Origin of the sequence: Methylomonas rosea, assembly GCF_024505055.1 — a bacterium.
Lineage (GTDB): Bacteria > Pseudomonadota > Gammaproteobacteria > Methylococcales > Methylomonadaceae > Methylomonas > Methylomonas rosea.
Genome location: NZ_JANIBL010000030.1, coordinates 19637 through 37279, shown reverse-complemented (window position 1 = coordinate 37279; position 17643 = coordinate 19637). Strand labels below are relative to the sequence as shown.

The window sequence follows — 17643 nt, the reverse complement described above, 5'->3', positions numbered from 1 at the left end:
ATCCCCTATGCTGCGGCTAAGTCTTTGAGTTTGACGTCAAGGCCCATCAATTCAGATGTGATGGTAAAGGTTTCGCCCAAGGTGTAGGCCCGGCCGATGGTGGATGAAACATCCACCAACAAGTCGTAAACGCTGTAATGTTTACCCAGCAACTCCGAGACTTCGACACAGTCGATCTCGATTTTGCCGGTCGCTTTCAGCCACCAAAAGCCGGCGCGATCTTCGACCACCAGCGTGGGGTTGTCCGCCTTGTGAGAGCCCTGCAAAATTTCTTCGACCACAGTGTTGAGTTCGTCCGACTTTTTCAAGACCAGCACCACCTCGTGGCTTTCATGCACGACCTGGTTGTCTTCGGCAAAGTACTCGTCGGCAAAGGCTTTGCCGGTTTTTTGCATAATGCCTGCGTTGTAAGCATTTGAACTTTTAGACATGATATTTCCTTATTTAAGTCCGCTTAATACGGTTTTGACGAGGGCGGCGGTATCGACTTTGTAGTTGATCGGATCGGCAAAATCGCGTTTCCAATCGGCAAATACCCTAACCAGCGCCGCTTCAATGGCGGCTTTGTCGCTGACACCTTTGATTTCCGGAATCGTGGCGTAAATAGCCATGAAATCTTTCAGTGCGTTGACGGTTCTGGGTAGCCATTTATTGGCCCAGGCCCGCATCAAACGATTGTTGTAATCGCCGAATTCCACATCGGCGCCCAGACAGGTATGGAACATGTCGGTGGTAATGCCCTTGGTTTGCGAGAAATACAACTGCATTTGATTGATAAAGAACGGGGTCAAGTTGTCGCCGTAATAAGACGACAAGCGCATAAAAAACTCTCTGCGCACAAATTGCCCGAAGATCGGATCGCAAATCATATGGCCCGAGAACAGGATTTCATTCCAGTCGTAAGTGGCTTGCCAAATATCTTGCACCAATTCTCTGGCGCCTTTGAAAATAGCGCCTTTAGTCCATTCCTGTTTCGGAATATCGGTGGACTCGGGGAAACCCGGCACCAATTTGGACAAAAAGGTTCTCTCCGCCTGGATCATTTGCGCGTTGTCGACCTTGTCCAGGCCAATCATCGCACTGCTCATCCGCAAGGTATCACCCAGACAATCGCGCACCACGGAGGAATGCGAATTGAACAGGCCGTACTCGTAAAAGCCGAACGCGCCTAGATAATCGCCCAATACTTCATCACGCCAGACCGGATCGATGGAACGCACATGGCCGTCGGCGGAATAAGCTTTCAGGAAGCGGTCGGTATAACGCCACTCTTCGGCTTTATCCTTGACATACAGCGCATGCCAACGGAAAGCCGGGTCGCGGTGCGCCAGCCAATCCGAGCTGCGCATTTCGGTGGATTCGTTACTCCAGGACGGGCGGCCGCCATGGAATTTTTGGGTCCAATCGCCCCAATCCAAACCACCGGGAATCCAGTCCGGGGTCGGCTGGCTATAGCAACACAACACTTCGTATTCATTAATCCTCTTACCGCGCGGCTTCATGAAATAGTTCATTTTCCGTTGTGTTTCCAACGGTTTATCCGGCACGGCGGCCATGATTACTGCGGCAATTTCCGGGTCGGTCAGGCCGCGTCTGCCACCATTCACTTCTATAGTCATAAGCAATTTCCTTAAAGAGTTGAAACGATTAGAGGGCTTTCAAAGGATCGGAAAACACACAGTTAATCCGTTTGATGTCGTCCAGTGTCCACAGCTTGCCGTCTTTTTTGGTGTGTGGCTGGCTGATCAGGGTTTTGCCGTCGCTGCGCAGACCAAAACCTTCGGCAATCACTTCGGACAGTTCGCGACCTTCGTATTGCTCGAAGATGTTTTGGCACTCATAACGCTCGGGTTCCGACAGCCACATTCTTTCGCCCCACTGGTCGCTGAAGGAATGTTTTTTGCCGTTGTATTCAAGAACGCGCAGAGTGCTTTCGCCTTTGCAGTAACTAGGGCAGAACGGTACTTGCGAAACCCGGTCGATATAGATCGGATGGTTGTTTTCGATAAACCATTGGATGGGCAGGAAGCCGCTGCTGGGATCTTCGCAACCTCGCGCACGCCATTCGTCATAGACTTTGCCGTACATGTCGTACCAGCCTGGGTAGTTGGCTTCGTACCAATCAGCCTCTTCCTGGGTTGGCAGGCTCAAACGGAAGAAACCGGTGGGCCACAAGGCATAAGCAATCAGGAACAAGTCGTGATGCGCCCAGTACGCATCTTTTTTGGCGTCGCGTAAGCTGCGTGGCGATTCCACGCCGTATTTGCCCAGGCGACCGATCCAAATGCCGCCCCAATCTTCGTACACCCAGCGATTCCAGGTTTTTACCCAAGGCTCGACTTTGAAATGACTGCCGTACTCGAACATCATGCCCAATACCGGTGTGAAGTACTTTTGTTGGGTCCAGAAGGCGTTGTTCAAATCGGTGTTCAGATATTTCGAAGCCGCTTCGTCGTTGGCGATGGATACCACGGTTTGATAACCGTTGGCCATGTGGCGCAGTTCGTCGGTTTCGATGGACAGGAACACAGTCGGTGTCATTTCGTCGCCATTGGCGGACGCCCACTCGGTTACCGCCACGATCAATGGGTTGGTAAAGCAGGCTTCACCGACCAATTGCAGGTTGATGGAACACTCCACCGCATCGCCGGAAATAAAGCCGTCGGAGAACACCCGCTTCATGCCTTTCCACAATGGACCAATGGCTCGAGTGCGGCGCGCATCGTTATGGCCGGCGGCATCCTGACCTTGTTTGGCAAAGTAATAGTTGATGTAAGCACATTGGTTGGTGTGACGAATTTCGTCCAGCACTTGGCCCAAGTAACCGTTTTTTTGTTCGGGTGCGGTCGCTGAGTCCCACAACATACCAGTCGCGGCGATCGCATTGTATTCGCCCACTTCCAGGAAGTTGGAGATGACCTTCATCGATTCATTCCATTTCGGATGCACGCGATTGGCGGCATCCACCCGCGTCAACACGTCTTGCAAGCTACCGAATTGACGCTCGTCCTTAACCGATTCCATGCGCGCATATTCTTTAGCGATCAGCTTGAACTGCTCCTTGGTATCGTTGGCCATTTTGTATTTGGTGGAATACTTGGTCCGATTTTTATCAAAATCCCAGGTAAAGCTCTGCATCCAGCGGTGAACTTCCTGTGCACCTACACTGACGGGCGCCGGATTGGCGGCCAACGCATCGGTAGCGGCTTTTGTAGCAGTACTTATAGCCATATTGAATCCTCGTTGTGGTGTTATAAGAATGGCGAGGCTGTCGTCATTCAGCTAAGCGGTGACTTTCCGTTGCCTTAAAGCGCTGATTGGCCTGGACTGACGCCAGCCTCGGAGGTCAAAAAGCAACACGTGTGCCAGTATTTAGAATTTTGATTAAGTCTTTACTAACAATGTCTTAGAGAAAATTGTCTATGGCTTTGAGGCTGCGCTTTTTAAGAATGAACGTCCAATAACTGGACACTGCTTAGAAATAAGACGTCTAGTTCGCCGGGTTTGCTGATCGATACCGGCACTGGGATACAATGCCGGTTTTGTTTGGATTACGAGAAAATTCGCAATGAAACTGCTGAGCTTTAAACACAACGGTCAAATTCAAATCGGCGCGCTGCTTGCCGAGCAAATCGTCCCGGCTGGCGCGGATTTGCCCGGCAATATGCTCGATTTTCTAGCGGCTGGAGAGCCGGCAAGACAAGCGCTGCAAAAGCTGATCGATGCCGGCGGCAACCGCATACCCTTGAGCGATGTGCAACTGCTGGCGCCGATTCAGCGTCCAGGTAAGTTGCTGGGGGTTGGTTTGAATTATGCCGATCACATCGGTGAAACGGGTTTGGAAAAGCCGGAATATCCGACTTTTTTCACCAAACAAAGTACTTGTGTCATCGCCGACGGCGACGCGATACATGTGCCACCCGTATCGGACAAAGTGGATTACGAAGGCGAACTGGCATTCGTGATTGGAAAGCGCTGCAAACAGGTGCCGGTCGAACAAGCACATGACGTGATCGCCGCTTACACCATTTGCAATGATGTGACAGTGCGCGACTGGCAGCAGCGCACGCCGACCTGGACCTTGGGCAAGTCGTTTGATACTCATGGCCCGCTGGGGCCTTGGCTGGTCACTGCCGACGAAATCGCCGACCCGCACAATCTGAGCTTAAAAACCTGGGTGGACGACGAGTTGCGGCAAAACGGCAATACCAGCGAGATGATTTTTAACTGCTACGAGTTAATTGCGTATCTGACGCAAGTGATGACACTCGAACCTGGCGATGTAATCAGCACCGGCACGCCGGCCGGCGTGGGGGTAAAAATGAAGCCGCGCGGCTATCTAAAACCGGGGCAGACGGTACGCATCGAAATCGAAGGCATCGGCACGCTGAGTAATCCGGTGATTGCCGAGCCGGAACATTTTTTGGTTGCTGGCTGACTTTAAGCATCGATTAAGTCTGCCTGGAGTAAGCTTGAGCTCAACTAAACATTAGAGGGCCAACCAGCCAAGAGGCAGTCATGAAAACCATACAAGTCGCCATTCTCACCATCGCCGCATTAACCCTGTCGGGTTGCGCGACCGGCTATTATCAGCGTGGTTATGGGAGTTACGGCAGTGGCTATTCGTCGCCAAGCCATTACCAAAGCTATGGCCGCGGCTATTCCAGCCCGAGCACCAGCATCACGTATGGCAGATACTATGTGCAGCCGAGTTATCGCTCGGAGCATCATCACGACGATCACCATGACTGGCATCAACCATCACCGCATTTCGATCGTCACAATGGTGGCTGGGGCGGTCGGGATTTCGGGCGTCGGGACTTTGTTCGGGAACAGCACGCCGAACAAAGGCCCCATCAGCAGCAATCGATGCCGGAGCGGCAAGAACGTGGTTTCGGTCGCAGGGATGGCGACGGCGACCGTCAACCGCGCGGTGGTTGGGGCGGCCGTTTCGGAAGACGCGGCGATTAACGTTGCCGGGACAATCTACAATTCGATGCGTATCCCCAGCTCGATCACGCGTTCGACGGGGATTTTGAAATACTCTATCGCACTGCTGGAATTGTGCGTTAAGAAGCTGAACAAGGAACGCCGCCATTTCGGCATCGGGCTTTTACGACGGAACGAAAGTTTTTCGCTGCCGATGAAAAACGATACGGTTTTTTGATCGATATCCAAACCTTCGTGACAGCAAAGTTGCAGGGCGCGCCGCACGTCCTGTTCCTCCTGGAAACCGAAGTAAAGTTTCACCCGGTAAAAATTACCGCTGTCGCCGAACATACGGATTTTTACCCGGTGCGCTTCATCGACATAAGGCTCTTCGCGAGTCACGATGGTCAGCACGATGAGTTTTTCGTGCATCACATGGTTATGCTCCAGATTATGCAGCAGCACCTGCGGCACGCCGTGGACGCTGCGGGCCATATAAATGGCGGTGCCGGGCACCGTAACCAGGGGCCGGTCTTTCAAGCGTTCGTCCAGCTCTTCAAACAGCACCCTTCTTTCTTCCAGATATCTGGCCAATAATTCCTTGCCTTTGATCCAGGTAGTCATAATTAAAAACAACACCGTACCCACCACCAGAGGCAACCAGCCGCCATGAGGGATTTTCAGGCTGTTGGAAGACAGGAACAATAGATCGATAACTAAAAATGTCGATAGGAAAGTAATACTGGTGGCTCTGTTCCATTGCCATAGTGCCTGGATCACAATAAACGCCAGGATGGTATCGACGATCATCGTGCCGGTCACCGCAATGCCGTAAGCCGATGCCAATGCGGACGAAGATCTGAAACTCAAAACTAAAATAAACACCGAGACCAACAGTAACCAATTGACAGCAGGCAGATAGACTTGGCCCATTTCGTCGCCGGAGGTGTGGCGAATATTCATCCTTGGGCAGTATCCAAGTTGGATGGCTTGCCGGGTTACCGAAAACGCGCCGGAAATGACAGCTTGCGAGGCGATCACGGTGGACAGTGTGGCCAGAATCAGCAACGGATACATGGCCCAGTGCGGCGCCATCAAATAAAACGGATTTTCGACAGCCTTGGGATTGCCGATCAGCAACGCGCCTTGGCCGAAGTAATTGAGCAGCAAGGCCGGAAATACGAAATAAAACCAGGCACGCCGAATCGGCTTCAAGCCGAAATGTCCCATATCGGCATATAAGGCTTCCGCGCCGGTAATCGCCAGCACCACCGCCCCCATGATTAAAAAGCCCTTCCAGCCCAGTTCGAACAACAAACTGACCGCATAGTAAGGGTTGATCGCCATCAGTACATCCGGGTGTTGGACAATATTGACGACACCCAAAAGCCCCAGCGAGGCAAACCAGAAACACATGATGGGCGCAAACATTCTGCCGACTTTGCCGGTGCCTTTGGTCTGGATAAAGAACAGTACACTGAGCACGACAATGGTAATCGGCAAAACGTAGTGTTCCAGGCGCGGCGCCACGATTTGCAAGCCTTCCACGGCGCTGAGCACCGAAATAGCCGGTGTAATCATGCTGTCGCCGTAAAACAGCGAAGCGCCAAGCAGACCGATAGTGACGATAAATGCCTTACGTTCCGGATTGTCCCTGGAACCGTGCAACGCCAAGGCCATCAAGGCCATGATGCCGCCTTCGCCCTTGTTGTCGGCGCGCATGATAAAAATCGCGTATTTGGTGGTTACCACCAAGGTGATGGCCCAAAAGATCAAGGACAACACCCCGAGCACATGGGTGGCGTCGGTCGGCAAGCCGCCGTGAAAAACCTCTTTTACCGCATACAATGGGCTGGTGCCGATGTCCCCAAACACCACGCCTATCGCACTTAAAGCCAGTGTGTTGACTTGTCCCTGGGTATGATCGGATTGTTTTACGGGCATATGGAATGAATCGGAGATACAAGACGGGAGCGGAAATTATGCCACAGATTGTAATTTAGCCCGAAATCGTCGTCAGCCAGTGGGGATTTTAACGGCTGAAACGTCTTAGTAGGGAATGGTTGGATAGCGTCATCTCCTGTAAGGATGGCTGTCGCGCTAGGACGTATTAATTTACAATGCCCGGCTAAATTCGAATCGCGCTTAATTTTGTATTCAACAGTTTATATGTATTTATTTAAAAACCACGAGGATGCTTTGCAAAATAAAGAGTTAGCGTCATTCGGCGGTTATCTGCCGGCGGTGGCAAGCGGTTCCGGCTCATTTTGGCGGACCCTATTGGGCGAAGAGCGGCCCGCCAGCATGCTCAGGCTGTTAACCCTTCTGGTATTGTTGCTGCATATTTGGGGTTTGCAGCAATTATTGAGACCCGAGGAAAAAGTCACGCCGGCACAGCCTTTGATGATGGAAGTGTCGATGATAGCAATGTCGGCGCCAAAGCCTGCTGCGGCTCCGCCGCCTCCAGCACCGCCGCCACCTAAAAAAGAGCCGCCACCGAAAAAGCCGCAGCCGAAGCCGGTTCCGAAAAAAGCGCCGCCCATCGTGCAAAAGGCGCCGGAATATGCGCCGGTGGAGCCTGTTTCCGAGCCGCAACCGACACCGGTAACTAATACCGCTAGCAATCCGCCGGTGACGACTACGACAACCAGCACTACCGCGACCAACGCCGAGCAGTTTACCGAAGCTAATTTTCGGGCCAATTATGCCCATAACCCCAAGCCCGAATATCCGATGATTGCTAAAAGCCGCGGATGGCAGGGCAAGGTGATGTTGCGGGTGCAGGTGTCGGCGGAAGGCTTGAGCGATTCGGTGGCTGTCGAACATAGCAGCGGCCACGAAATGCTTGACGAATCGGCGGTGGAAGCCGTGAAAAAATGGAAATTCATTCCGGCCAAACGCGGCGAAACGCCGGTGGCCAGTTCGGTGATTGTGCCAATAATTTTTACTTTGCGTGAATAAAAATCGGAGAGATTAATGCCCTACCATATAGCCCCGGAAGCGGTTATCGACGCTACCCTTTACACATTGCTGGTGTTTTCGTTGATAACGTGGACTTTGATTTTTTTCAAAATCTGGCAGTTTGCCAAGAATAATTATTATAACAAACAGTACAACACCGCTTTTTGGGACGCTACAGATTTAAAAGCCGCTGAACAACTGCCTCCGGAAACCGCGCGCGGCCCGAAAGCCCGCATCGCCGGCTGCGGATTTGCCTGGCTGGCGGAAATGACGCATCCGGAAACTTGCACCAGCCTGAAATTTCGTGGCTCTCCACAAGACTTGCTGGAACAAACCTTACGTAAACAGACGCAGGACGAGCAGCGCCGGATGGAAAGCGGCTTGACCATGCTGGCCAGCATCGGCAGCACCGCGCCATTCGTCGGCCTGTTCGGTACCGTGCTAGGCATTATGCATGCCATGCACGATATCAGCGCCAGCGGTTCGGCCAGTTTGGACGTGGTAGCCGGGCCTATCGGCGATGCATTAATTGCCACGGCTATCGGTATCGCCGTAGCCGTACCGGCAGTGTTGGCCTATAATTTCTTCCAGCGTCGCGCCAAGCACCATCGGGCTTCGCTGGAAAATTTCGTCGACGGTTTTCTCCACATCGCCTTCGGCGACTCAAACATCAATACCAGTAAAAACAAGGATTAATTACATGGGATTTAAAACAAACTCAGACGACGATGGGCCGGTAAGCGAAATTAATGTTACGCCGCTGGTAGATGTGATGTTGGTGTTGGTGATTATCTTGTTGGTCACCGCACCGTTGTTGACCCAATCGGTCAACGTGGCTTTGCCGAAAACGGCCTCCACTACGCCGGATTTGGAAAAGCAGCCGATGCAATTAGGTATAGACGCGCAAGGCGCCGTGACCCTGAATAAAAACGCCGTGGCCGATTTAGCGGCGTTGGATACCACGCTAAGAAGCGAGTTGGCCGGCAACCCCGAGCTAATCATTCATATTTATGCCGATCAAGGCGTAAATTACGGCAAAGTTGCGGAAGTGATGGCTACAGTGCAACATGCCGGTATTTCCAAACTGGCATTTGTGACCCTGGAAAAATAGGCAATATCGGCTGGGTTTTGTTTGCCCAACCCGCGCTCTACCCTCGAACGCTTTAACTATTCTGTTTAATAAATCCGGGTCGCCGATTACCCGGATTTATTTTTCCCGACATTCTTTTCAATATATTCGATCATCAAGCCGGCAATATCTTTGTCGCTGGTCTTTTCTATGCCTTCCAAACCAGGCGAGGAATTGACTTCCATCACCAGCGGTCCGCGTTTGGAGCGCAGCAAATCGACGCCGCAGACATTTAGACCCATGATTTTCGCGGCGCGTACCGCCGCCGAGCGTTCCTGCGGAGTCAGCCTGACCAGCGTGGCCGTGCCGCCACGATGCAGATTGGAACGAAACTCGCCTTCGCGGCCTTGACGTTTCATCGCCGCTACCACCTTGTCGCCGATCACGAAGCAGCGGATGTCGCTACCGGCGGCTTCCTGAATGAACTCCTGCACCATGATGTTGGCGTTTAGGCCCATGAAGGCCTGAATTACGCTATGCGCGGCATTGTGAGTTTCAGCGAGTACCACGCCTATACCTTGCGAGCCTTCCACCAGTTTGATCACCAGCGGTGCGCCGCCGACTTCAGCGATTAGATCTTCGATATTGTCCGGATTGTGAGCAAACGCGGTAATCGGCAGGTCGATGCCTTTGCGGGCCAGCAATTGACTGGACGCCAGTTTGTCGCGGGAGCGGCTGATCGATGCGGAATTGTTGAGGACGAAGGTGTTCATCACCTCGAACTGCCGCAACACCGCCGTGCCGTAAAAGGTGATAGACGCGCCGATGCGGGGAATGACCGCATCGTAACCCACCAGATTTTCGCCCATGTAATGAATGGACGGCTTCATCGAGGTGATGTTCATATAACAATGGGTCGGGTCCAATACCCTGGCCTCATGACCGCGGGCGGCGGCGGCTTCCAGCAGCCGGACGCTGGAATACAGCGTCGCGTCGCGCGACAGGATTGCTATCTTCATAGGCTAATGGTGCCGCGTTTACAGATGAATGCCGTCAAAGTCGCTGACTTGAACATGTTCGGCGCCGGCATCTGGCACCTGCTCGCGCACCAGCCAGCAGGTCGCGAAACCGGCCTGACGGGCAGCGTCCAATTCGTCCTTTATATCCGACAAAAACAGGATTTGTTCGGCCGGTAAGCCGAGTTCGGCGGCAATATGCTCATAGGAAATGGCCTCTTTCTTACCGCCAATGTGCGTATCGAAGTAACCGGAAAATATTGGCGTGAGATCGCCGAAGTCGCTGTATCCAAACAGCAGTTTTTGCGCCTGCACCGAGCCGGATGAATAGACATATAGCTTGTAGCCCAAGCCAAACCAGTTTCTTAAGTTGCGCACTGCATCTTCGTAGACATGGCCGGTGAAATCACCGTTGCGATATCCATCCTGCCAGATCAAACCCTGTAAGGATTTTAACGGCGTAAGTTTTTGATCGGTATCTATCCAGTGGATAAATTGCGCAATCAGCGCCTCCTCATCCAGTTCACCGCCGGCAATTTCCTTGGCCTCGGCCAATAATGGCTTTATCTCGGTTTGCGCTCGATGGTTTCTAATAAAATCCGGCAAGTGGGCGCGGGCATACGGAAACAACACATCTTTTACAAACGACAGCGACGAAGTCGTGCCTTCGATATCGGTGACGATGGCTTTGATCATAACGCGGTCAAATATTGATCCAAAGTCGGAAAGCTTTCGGCAATCGGATTGCCGGTAAACTCCGCCACCCAGCCGTCTTCGGTCGTGAATAAACGAATGCATTTAAACGCCGGGGTTTCGCCCATGTCGAACCAATGCGTGGTGTTGGCCGGCACACTAATCAGATCGCCTTGCTCGCACAGTACCGCATAAACCTGGTCGCCGACATGCAGATAAAACAGCCCTTTGCCTTCCACGAAGAAGCGCACTTCGAAATCACTGTGCGTATGCTCGGATAAAAACTTCTGCCGTAACGCGTCTTTATTGGGATGGTCGGCGTTCAGACTAGTCACGTCTACCGACTGAAAACCATATTGCTGTTTGAGTTTGTCTATCGAACTTTCATAAGCCTTTAATACCGTCTCGGCATCGTCCGCAGCCGAAAATTGGCAATCGGCCTGCCATCGTTCGAACTGTACGCCAATCCCTTGCAGTTGCTCGGCTATTCCGGCAAAGTCCCGGAAGGTATTGCCGTTTTGCGGCTGATTAGCAGGGTAGAGGGTTAATGCGCTCATAATCGTGTTACTCCATGTAGGCGAATTTCAACGTCGAATAAAAATTCCAGTGCTTCCAGGTGACGCAAAGCGTCGTCTACGGATGCGCCCCAAGTATAAAAACCGTGACCGGCGATAATATAGCCGTAAACTGCATGGTCGTGGCGGTCCAGATAATTCTCCACCTTGTCGGCCAATCTGGGAATGTCCTGATCGTTACCGAAAATGGGGATGGAAATGCGGGTTTCATGGGTGTTGATGCCGGTAAACGCTTTCAGCAATTCGTAATCCTTCAGCACGATCTCATGCTTGAACAAGCGCGCCGTCAACGTGGCATTAATCGAATGTGGATGCAGCACTGCCTGAACCTCGGGAAAACGTTGGTATAGCGAAGTATGCAACAGTGTTTCCGCTGACGGTTTCTTCCCGTCCAGGGAACGGCCTTTGCTGTCGATCAACATGATGTCGTCGGCTTCTAAACGGCCTTTATGCCGGCCGGACACAGTGATAGCAATATTGCCGTCGCTGAGTTTGGCGGAGAAATTACCGCTGGTAGCGGGTACCCAGCCCTTGCCATCGATGAAGCGGCCGGCGGCAATCAACTGATCTGCCTTGCGGAAAAATTCGTCGGTTTTTGCTGTCATGGAATGTTTTGCGGATTGCAAAAGAAAAAGAAGAGAAAGAGTTGGCCTGTAAGCCGGGTTCTGTCGTGAACAGCCATTCATCTAGGCGTCAGATCACTCTGACGCTCAAGCAATCTACCCAGGAGCAACGCGGGCCACGCCAATGCTCCTCTATTTGATCTTGCTCCGGGTGGGGTTTACCCTGCCACACCTGTTACCAGTTGCGCGGTGCGCTCTTACCGCACCATTTCACCCTTACCGGGTTCCGAAGAACCAGGCGGTATATTTTCTGCGGCACTTTCCGTAGGCTCACGCCTCCCAGGCATTACCTGGCACCCTGCCCTATGGAGCCCGGACTTTCCTCCCTTTTATTTGCATAAAACGGCGACTGTTCGGCCAACTCTGCGGAGGATTATACAGGCAACGCCGGAAAATAGTTACGGCACATGTTTTCCGACCCTTAAAACCGAGCGGCAGTTAGTGGCGATAGCCGGGTTCGTGGTAAATTTCCGCATCATTCAAGCTTCCAAAGGTATCGCCATGACCACCATCCGCCAAGACGATTTCATCCAAAGCATCGCCGATGCCTTGCAATATATTTCCTATTACCACCCGCAAGATTTCATTCAGGCCCTGCATGCGGCTTATCTCAAGGAGCAAAGCCCGGCCGCCAAGGATGCGATGGCGCAAATTCTGATCAATTCGCGGATGTGCGCGGAAGGCCGGCGGCCGATTTGTCAGGACACCGGTATCGTCACAGTGTTTTTAAAAATTGGCATGGAGGTGCGCTGGGACGCCAAGTTGAGTGTCACCGAGATGGTCAACGAAGGCGTGCGCCAGGCTTATCTGCATCCGGATAACGTTCTTAGGGCTTCTATCCTGTCCGATCCGGCCGGCAAGCGCATTAACACCAAAGACAACACCCCGGCGGTCGTCCATATGGAACTGGTGTCAGGCGACAAAGTGGACGTGGAAGTGGCGGCTAAAGGCGGCGGTTCGGAAGCCAAATCCAAATTCGTGATGCTGAATCCGGCCGACAGCATCGTCGATTGGGTGATGAAAACCGTGCCGACCATGGGCGCCGGTTGGTGTCCGCCCGGTATTTTGGGTATCGGCATCGGCGGTACCGCCGAGAAAGCCATGATCCTGGCTAAGCAGGCTTGCATGGGCTCTATCGACATTCAGGACTTGATCGCGCGCGGCCCCAGCAACGCGCTGGAAGAATTGCGACTGGAGTTGTACGACAAGGTCAACGCCCTAGGCATCGGTGCGCAAGGTCTGGGGGGGCTGACCACGGTGCTGGATGTAAAAATCCTCGATTACCCAACCCACGCCGCCAACAAACCGGTGGCGATGATCCCCAACTGCGCCGCCACCCGCCACGCCCATTTCGTATTGGACGGCTCGGGCCCAGCCGTATTAACGCCGCCCAAATTATCGGACTGGCCGGAAATCACGCAATCCGCCAGCACGGCGCGACGGGTCAATATCGACGGCCTGACCAAGCAAGACGTTGCCAACTGGAAACCCGGCGAAACCTTGTTGCTCAGCGGTACTTTGCTGACCGGCCGCGATGCCGCCCACAAGCGCATCGCTGATCTGCTGAACAAAGGCGAACCTTTGCCGAACGGTGTGGAATTAAAAGACAAATTCATTTATTACGTCGGTCCGGTCGATGCGGTGCGCGACGAAGTGGTCGGCCCTGCCGGCCCGACTACTGCGACGCGGATGGACAGCTTTACCGAGACAGTGTTGGCAAAAACCGGCTTGCTGGGCATGATAGGTAAATCCGAACGCGGTCCGATAGCGATAGCCGCCATCGCCAAACACAAAGCCGTGTATTTGATCGCGGTTGGCGGCGCGGCCTATTTGGTTTCCAAAGCCATCAAACAGGCGCGCATCGTCGCGTTTCCCGAATTAGGCATGGAAGCGATTCACGAGTTCGTTGTCGAAGACATGCCGGTGACAGTGGCTGTAGATAGTCTCGGGGAGTCGATCCACAATACCGCGCCTAAAGTTTGGCAAGCGAAGATTGGGAAAATACCCGTGGTTGTGGAGTGATTTGTTTACTTTTTAACTGATCTTCAAATAAGCGTCATACCCGCACGGATACCCACAGGGCACAAGAGCGGGTATCCAGTGCCATGGATGGTAGACTTCGAATCAACCCTGAATTCTGGTTGCCCCTAAAGCACCCCTTCATAAATCTCCGCCACCGCTAATTCCAAGCCTATCGATTGCAACAAGACCTGCTCACCTTCCCGATAAAGCCGCAAATCCCATTGTTCGTCGCGGCTGTAACACTCCACGCGCTGGGTGTCCTGAGCAATCAACACGTATTCTTCCAGGCTGGGTAGTTTGCGGTAACGGTGGAATTTTTCGGCGCGGTCGTAACGTTCGGTAGCATCCGATAACACTTCGATGATGAGTTTCGGCTGGCTATTGTAATGTTCGGCGGTGTCGGTGGCAGAGCAGGTGACATGTAGATCCGGGTAGAAGAAGCAATCGTCCTGGGCGGTTTGCACGCGGACTTTCATATCCGAATTAAAAACCCGGCACGGTGTAGCGCGTAAATGTGCAAAAACTAATCCGGACAGATTCATGCTGATGATGTTATGCGACCTTTTTGCCCCTGACATCGCATAAACCTCGCCATTAATATACTCATGCTTGATCTCGCTGACCAATTCACCTTGCAGATAGTCCGCCACGCTGACTATTAATTTTTCCGCTAACGCCATGTGTATTTCCTCTTGTTCGCCTAGCCGGGATTTTAACCAACAGTGGCACTAAGCGATAGCATCGACAAACACAGCTCCCAAGCCGGCGGTCTTTTCTGCAGCCTGGAAAACCAGGTCTAAACTGAAAACTCATTTTTTCCGTTTGGTCTGCCATGCAAATTGTGTCTTTATTATTCATTGGATTTTCTTTAGGCGCGGCAATGTTGTTAATCGTCGGCAACCTCATGCAGCGCCAGGAACTGCTGCGCGGCACCGCGCAACGGGCCGGATTTTTGTTGATCGCCGGCTTGGCAGGCATTCAAATCCTGCATCTGGGCTGGATACTAAGCCGATTCGATTACCTGCACTCTGCGCTGTATTTGCTATTGCTTTACAGCATCGCCCCCAGCTTTTATTTCTACAGCCGGCAGTTATTGCGTTCTCAAGTTCACTACCGCTGGCAGGACGGCCTGCATGGTTTACCGTTGGCGCTGAGCATTGGCTTGCCTTACCACCTGGCCTTGCCCGGTGCTTTTTTAATCGGCAGCGGCTATTTGCTTTGGCTGGCGAAAACGGTCTATTTACTGCGCGCACAACGCCGGCGTTTTCATCTGGAGCTGTTGGCGCTGGGGACTTTGTTTGCGATTGCGCTGGCAGTGTTGGTGTTGGGTTTTATCTGGCCCTTGCTCAATGAAACCGACTTTATCGGCGCTTACAGCATCTTGATCGGTTTGGCATTTTTTGCGGTTACGTTGACCTTGCTGCGTTTCCCCGGCATTGCCGCCGACGTGTCGGAAGCTGTGCAAGCAGCTTATGCGGAATCGACGCTAAAAAATATCGATAAAGCGGCAGTGTTGGCCAAGCTCGACGCGTTGATGACACAGGACAAACTATATGCACTGGAAACCTTGAACCTAGGCCTGTTGTCGGAACAACTGGAATTGAGCCAACATCAATTATCCGAACTGATTAATACCGAATTTCAACAAGGCTTTTCCCGCTACATCCGCGAGCAGCGCATAGCCGCAGCGAAAAAACTGCTATTGGCAGAACCTAATGCGTCGGTATTGTCGATAGGCCTGTCGGTGGGTTTTAGCACCCAGTCTAATTTTTACGCGGCGTTTCGCGACATCGTCGGCATCGCACCGGGACAGTATCGAAAAACACACGCCGCCTAAAAAACTCCATTTTTATCATTTTGTAAATCCATAAGTCGTTGAGGTTTATGGGTTTATCTTCAGCAGAAATTATTTTTATTCCTGTCCTATCAATCTGGAAGTGCGTCCAAATCGCTGTCGTTAATCTGCTTCTGCCTCTCAAATTTGGAGCACAACCATGAACATTCTATTAACCGGCGCGACCGGTTTTATCGGCAACGCCGTACTACGGGAATTGCTGCGACAGGGTCACCAGGTCACGGCCTGTTGCCGTCACCCCGAACGCCTGCTGATCGATCATCCAAAACTAACATTGCTGACCTTGGATTTTGCCAAGGCCGGCAAGATCGAATGCTGGTTGCCGCATTTGCAAGGCATAGACGCAATCGTCAACTGCGTGGGCATCATTGCGGAGAGCAAGCACCAAAGCTTTGCCCAATTGCACACCCAAGCGCCGACTGCCTTATTCCAGGCAGGCGCGCAAGTCGGTATTCAAAAGATCGTCCAACTTTCCGCCCTCGGCTCCGACGCTGATGCCAAATCAGCCTACCACCTCAGCAAAAAAGTAGCCGACGATGCCTTACGTGAATTGACCGTGGACTGGTTTGTACTGCAACCGTCGCTGGTTTACGGCCCGGGCGGGCAAAGTAGCGGCTTGTTTCATGCTTTGGCCGCATTTCCAGTGCATTTTCTACCGGATGGCGGACGCCAGCTATTACAACCGATTCATATAGCAGATCTGGCTACTGCTGTTTGTCATTGTCTTGAACCGGCTGTGTCTGGTCGCCAGAGCTTGGCTTTAGTCGGCCCCAGTCCGATAACTTATGCGGACTGGCTGCAAGGGCTTAGGCGGCGCCTGGGCAAACCCAAGGCCAAAACGTGCGCCATTCCTTACCAGTATGCGTTGACTATGGCTGGTATGGGCAAATGGCTGGGCGAGCCGATTTTGAGCAAAGACAACTTGGCGATGCTGAATCGAGGCAATTGCTCCGATTCCGGTCCAATCAGCGTGTTATTGGGCCATAGCCCGGCCAGCGTCAACCAGGCCTTATTCGAACAACCGGCCAGCCAAGCCGAGCGTTGGCATGCCGGCTTGTATTTTCTCAAGCCTTTGCTGCGATACGTGATTGCCTTCGTCTGGTTATGGAGCGGTATCACCTCGCTGTTTTTCTATCCGCATCAGCTCAGTTATCTGTTGCTGGCACCGCTCGGCATCAACGGCTTCGGCGCGCCAATGGCTTTATACGGTTTGGCCGCAATGGATATTGCCTTGGGTTTGGCAACCTTAGCCCGGCTTAGGATTAGAAGCCTAATGCTTTGGCAGTTTTGGATCGTACTGGGCTACAGCGCGGCAGTGGCTGCATGTTTACCGGAATTTGTGTTCCACCCATTCGGCCCGCTACTGAAAAACCTACCGTTTTTAATGTGTTTGTTGATGGTCAGAGCAATGGAAGGAGAACAGTCATGACGTATTTATCTTTAAAATTGATCCACATCCTCAGTGCCATCGTGCTGTTCGGCTTGGGTTCCGGCACAGTGTTTTACAAGGTAATGGCCGACAAAAGCGGCGATCATGCGGCAATCGCCACGACCAGTAAACATGTGGTATTGGCTGATTGGTGGTTCACCACGCCGACCGTGATTATCCAGCCGCTAACCGGCGTCTTATTGGCAGAGCAATTGTCGGCCTCGTTCGGCGACGGCTGGCTGTGGTGGACGTTGGTGCTGTATTTAATTACCGGGCTGTGTTGGTTGCCGGTAGTGATCTTGCAGATCCGCATGCGCGATATTGCCGTCGAGTCACTGGCCCAAGGCCGAACCTTGCCATATCTGTACCACTATTATTCCAAAATCTGGCTATGGCTGGGTGTGCCGGCCTTCTTCGGCATGATAGGCATCACCACCTTGATGGTATTTCACAATTCACTCTGGAGCTAAG

The 17643-nt window shown here is 52.6% G+C and carries 18 protein-coding genes and 1 other RNA gene; 9 read left to right on the top strand and 10 right to left on the bottom strand.

From position 1 onward, the window contains the following. Positions 1–5: 5 nt before the first annotated feature. The 3 genes from mmoB to mmoX are packed head-to-tail and all read right to left on the bottom strand — an operon-like array spanning position 6 to position 3231. Positions 6–431, bottom strand: a complete 426-nt coding sequence (gene mmoB / locus NP589_RS11025) for a methane monooxygenase regulator MmoB (protein ID WP_033157497.1) — start codon at positions 429–431, stop codon at positions 6–8. 9 nt (positions 432–440) lie between these two features. Next, positions 441–1619: an aromatic/alkene monooxygenase hydroxylase subunit beta gene (gene mmoY, locus NP589_RS11020; RefSeq protein ID WP_020483902.1), complete on the bottom strand. Its 1179-nt coding sequence runs from the start codon at positions 1617–1619 to the stop codon at positions 441–443. Between the two features lie 28 nt (positions 1620–1647). After that, positions 1648–3231: an aromatic/alkene monooxygenase hydroxylase subunit alpha gene (gene mmoX / locus NP589_RS11015; RefSeq protein WP_256607024.1), complete on the bottom strand. Its 1584-nt coding sequence runs from the start codon at positions 3229–3231 to the stop codon at positions 1648–1650. 337 nt (positions 3232–3568) lie between these two features. Here mmoX and NP589_RS11010 point away from each other — a divergent pair, with 337 nt between their 5' ends. Both NP589_RS11010 and NP589_RS11005 read left to right on the top strand, forming a co-directional pair. Next, a complete protein-coding gene (locus tag NP589_RS11010; protein WP_256607023.1) occupies positions 3569–4438 on the top strand; it encodes a fumarylacetoacetate hydrolase family protein in 870 nt (289 codons plus the stop codon). Between the two features lie 80 nt (positions 4439–4518). Then, positions 4519–4971, top strand: coding sequence for a hypothetical protein (locus tag NP589_RS11005; protein WP_256607022.1), 453 nt, complete (start codon positions 4519–4521; stop codon positions 4969–4971). A 15-nt stretch (positions 4972–4986) separates the two neighbouring features. Here NP589_RS11005 and NP589_RS11000 read toward each other — a convergent pair whose 3' ends face one another. Next, positions 4987–6873, bottom strand: coding sequence for a potassium transporter Kup (locus NP589_RS11000; protein WP_256607021.1), 1887 nt, complete (start codon positions 6871–6873; stop codon positions 4987–4989). Between the two features lie 225 nt (positions 6874–7098). Here NP589_RS11000 and NP589_RS10995 point away from each other — a divergent pair, with 225 nt between their 5' ends. Genes NP589_RS10995 through NP589_RS10985 form a run of 3 tightly spaced genes read left to right on the top strand, consistent with a single transcriptional unit; the run spans position 7099 to position 9001 of the window. Beyond that, positions 7099–7890 carry an energy transducer TonB gene (locus NP589_RS10995; protein ID WP_256607020.1) on the top strand — a complete coding sequence of 264 codons (792 nt, stop codon included), beginning with the start codon at positions 7099–7101 and terminating at the stop codon, positions 7888–7890. 15 nt (positions 7891–7905) lie between these two features. Continuing rightward, positions 7906–8586 (top strand): MotA/TolQ/ExbB proton channel family protein, encoded by a 681-nt coding sequence (locus NP589_RS10990; RefSeq protein WP_256607019.1) that lies wholly within the window; start codon positions 7906–7908, stop codon positions 8584–8586. Positions 8587–8590: 4 nt separating this feature from the next. Then, positions 8591–9001 (top strand): ExbD/TolR family protein, encoded by a 411-nt coding sequence (locus NP589_RS10985; RefSeq protein WP_256607018.1) that lies wholly within the window; start codon positions 8591–8593, stop codon positions 8999–9001. A gap of 86 nt (positions 9002–9087) precedes the next feature. On the opposite strand, the gene rimK is transcribed toward NP589_RS10985, so the two are convergent. The 5 genes from rimK to rnpB all read right to left on the bottom strand — a co-directional run bounded on the left by rimK (position 9088) and on the right by rnpB (position 12231). Further along, on the bottom strand, positions 9088–9978 hold the full coding sequence (rimK, locus tag NP589_RS10980; protein ID WP_192392564.1) for a 30S ribosomal protein S6--L-glutamate ligase: 891 nt from the start codon (positions 9976–9978) through the stop codon (positions 9088–9090). A gap of 18 nt (positions 9979–9996) precedes the next feature. Next, on the bottom strand, positions 9997–10671 hold the full coding sequence (mtnC, locus tag NP589_RS10975) for an acireductone synthase (RefSeq protein ID WP_256607017.1): 675 nt from the start codon (positions 10669–10671) through the stop codon (positions 9997–9999). Continuing rightward, entirely contained in the window at positions 10668–11225 is a 558-nt protein-coding gene (locus tag NP589_RS10970) for a 1,2-dihydroxy-3-keto-5-methylthiopentene dioxygenase (RefSeq protein WP_256607016.1), read from the bottom strand. Before NP589_RS10970 ends, mtnC begins: the two co-directional genes overlap by 4 nt. Then, entirely contained in the window at positions 11222–11848 is a 627-nt protein-coding gene (locus tag NP589_RS10965; RefSeq protein WP_256607015.1) for a methylthioribulose 1-phosphate dehydratase, read from the bottom strand. The genes NP589_RS10970 and NP589_RS10965 overlap by 4 nt, the downstream gene beginning before the upstream one ends. A 33-nt stretch (positions 11849–11881) precedes the next feature. After that, an RNA gene (gene rnpB, locus NP589_RS10960) (RNase P RNA component class A) lies at positions 11882–12231 on the bottom strand. A 136-nt stretch (positions 12232–12367) separates the two neighbouring features. Here rnpB and NP589_RS10955 point away from each other — a divergent pair. Beyond that, positions 12368–13888, top strand: a complete 1521-nt coding sequence (locus tag NP589_RS10955; protein WP_256607014.1) for a fumarate hydratase — start codon at positions 12368–12370, stop codon at positions 13886–13888. Positions 13889–14013: 125 nt separating this feature from the next. On the opposite strand, the gene NP589_RS10950 is transcribed toward NP589_RS10955, so the two are convergent. Then, positions 14014–14568: a Uma2 family endonuclease gene (locus NP589_RS10950; RefSeq protein ID WP_256607013.1), complete on the bottom strand. Its 555-nt coding sequence runs from the start codon at positions 14566–14568 to the stop codon at positions 14014–14016. A 200-nt stretch (positions 14569–14768) separates the two neighbouring features. Between NP589_RS10950 and NP589_RS10945 the strand changes: the two genes are divergently transcribed. The 3 genes from NP589_RS10945 (at position 14769) to NP589_RS10935 (ending at position 17642) form a co-directional block, all read left to right on the top strand. Further along, complete coding sequence (locus tag NP589_RS10945; RefSeq protein WP_256607012.1) at positions 14769–15725, top strand: AraC family transcriptional regulator; 957 nt, start codon at positions 14769–14771, stop codon at positions 15723–15725. Positions 15726–15882: 157 nt separating this feature from the next. Continuing rightward, positions 15883–17172, top strand: a complete 1290-nt coding sequence (locus NP589_RS10940; RefSeq protein WP_256607011.1) for an NAD(P)H-binding protein — start codon at positions 15883–15885, stop codon at positions 17170–17172. Next, positions 17169–17642 carry a DUF2269 family protein gene (locus tag NP589_RS10935; RefSeq protein ID WP_256607010.1) on the top strand — a complete coding sequence of 158 codons (474 nt, stop codon included), beginning with the start codon at positions 17169–17171 and terminating at the stop codon, positions 17640–17642. Before NP589_RS10940 ends, NP589_RS10935 begins: the two co-directional genes overlap by 4 nt. The last annotated feature ends 1 nt before the right edge of the window (position 17643 follow it).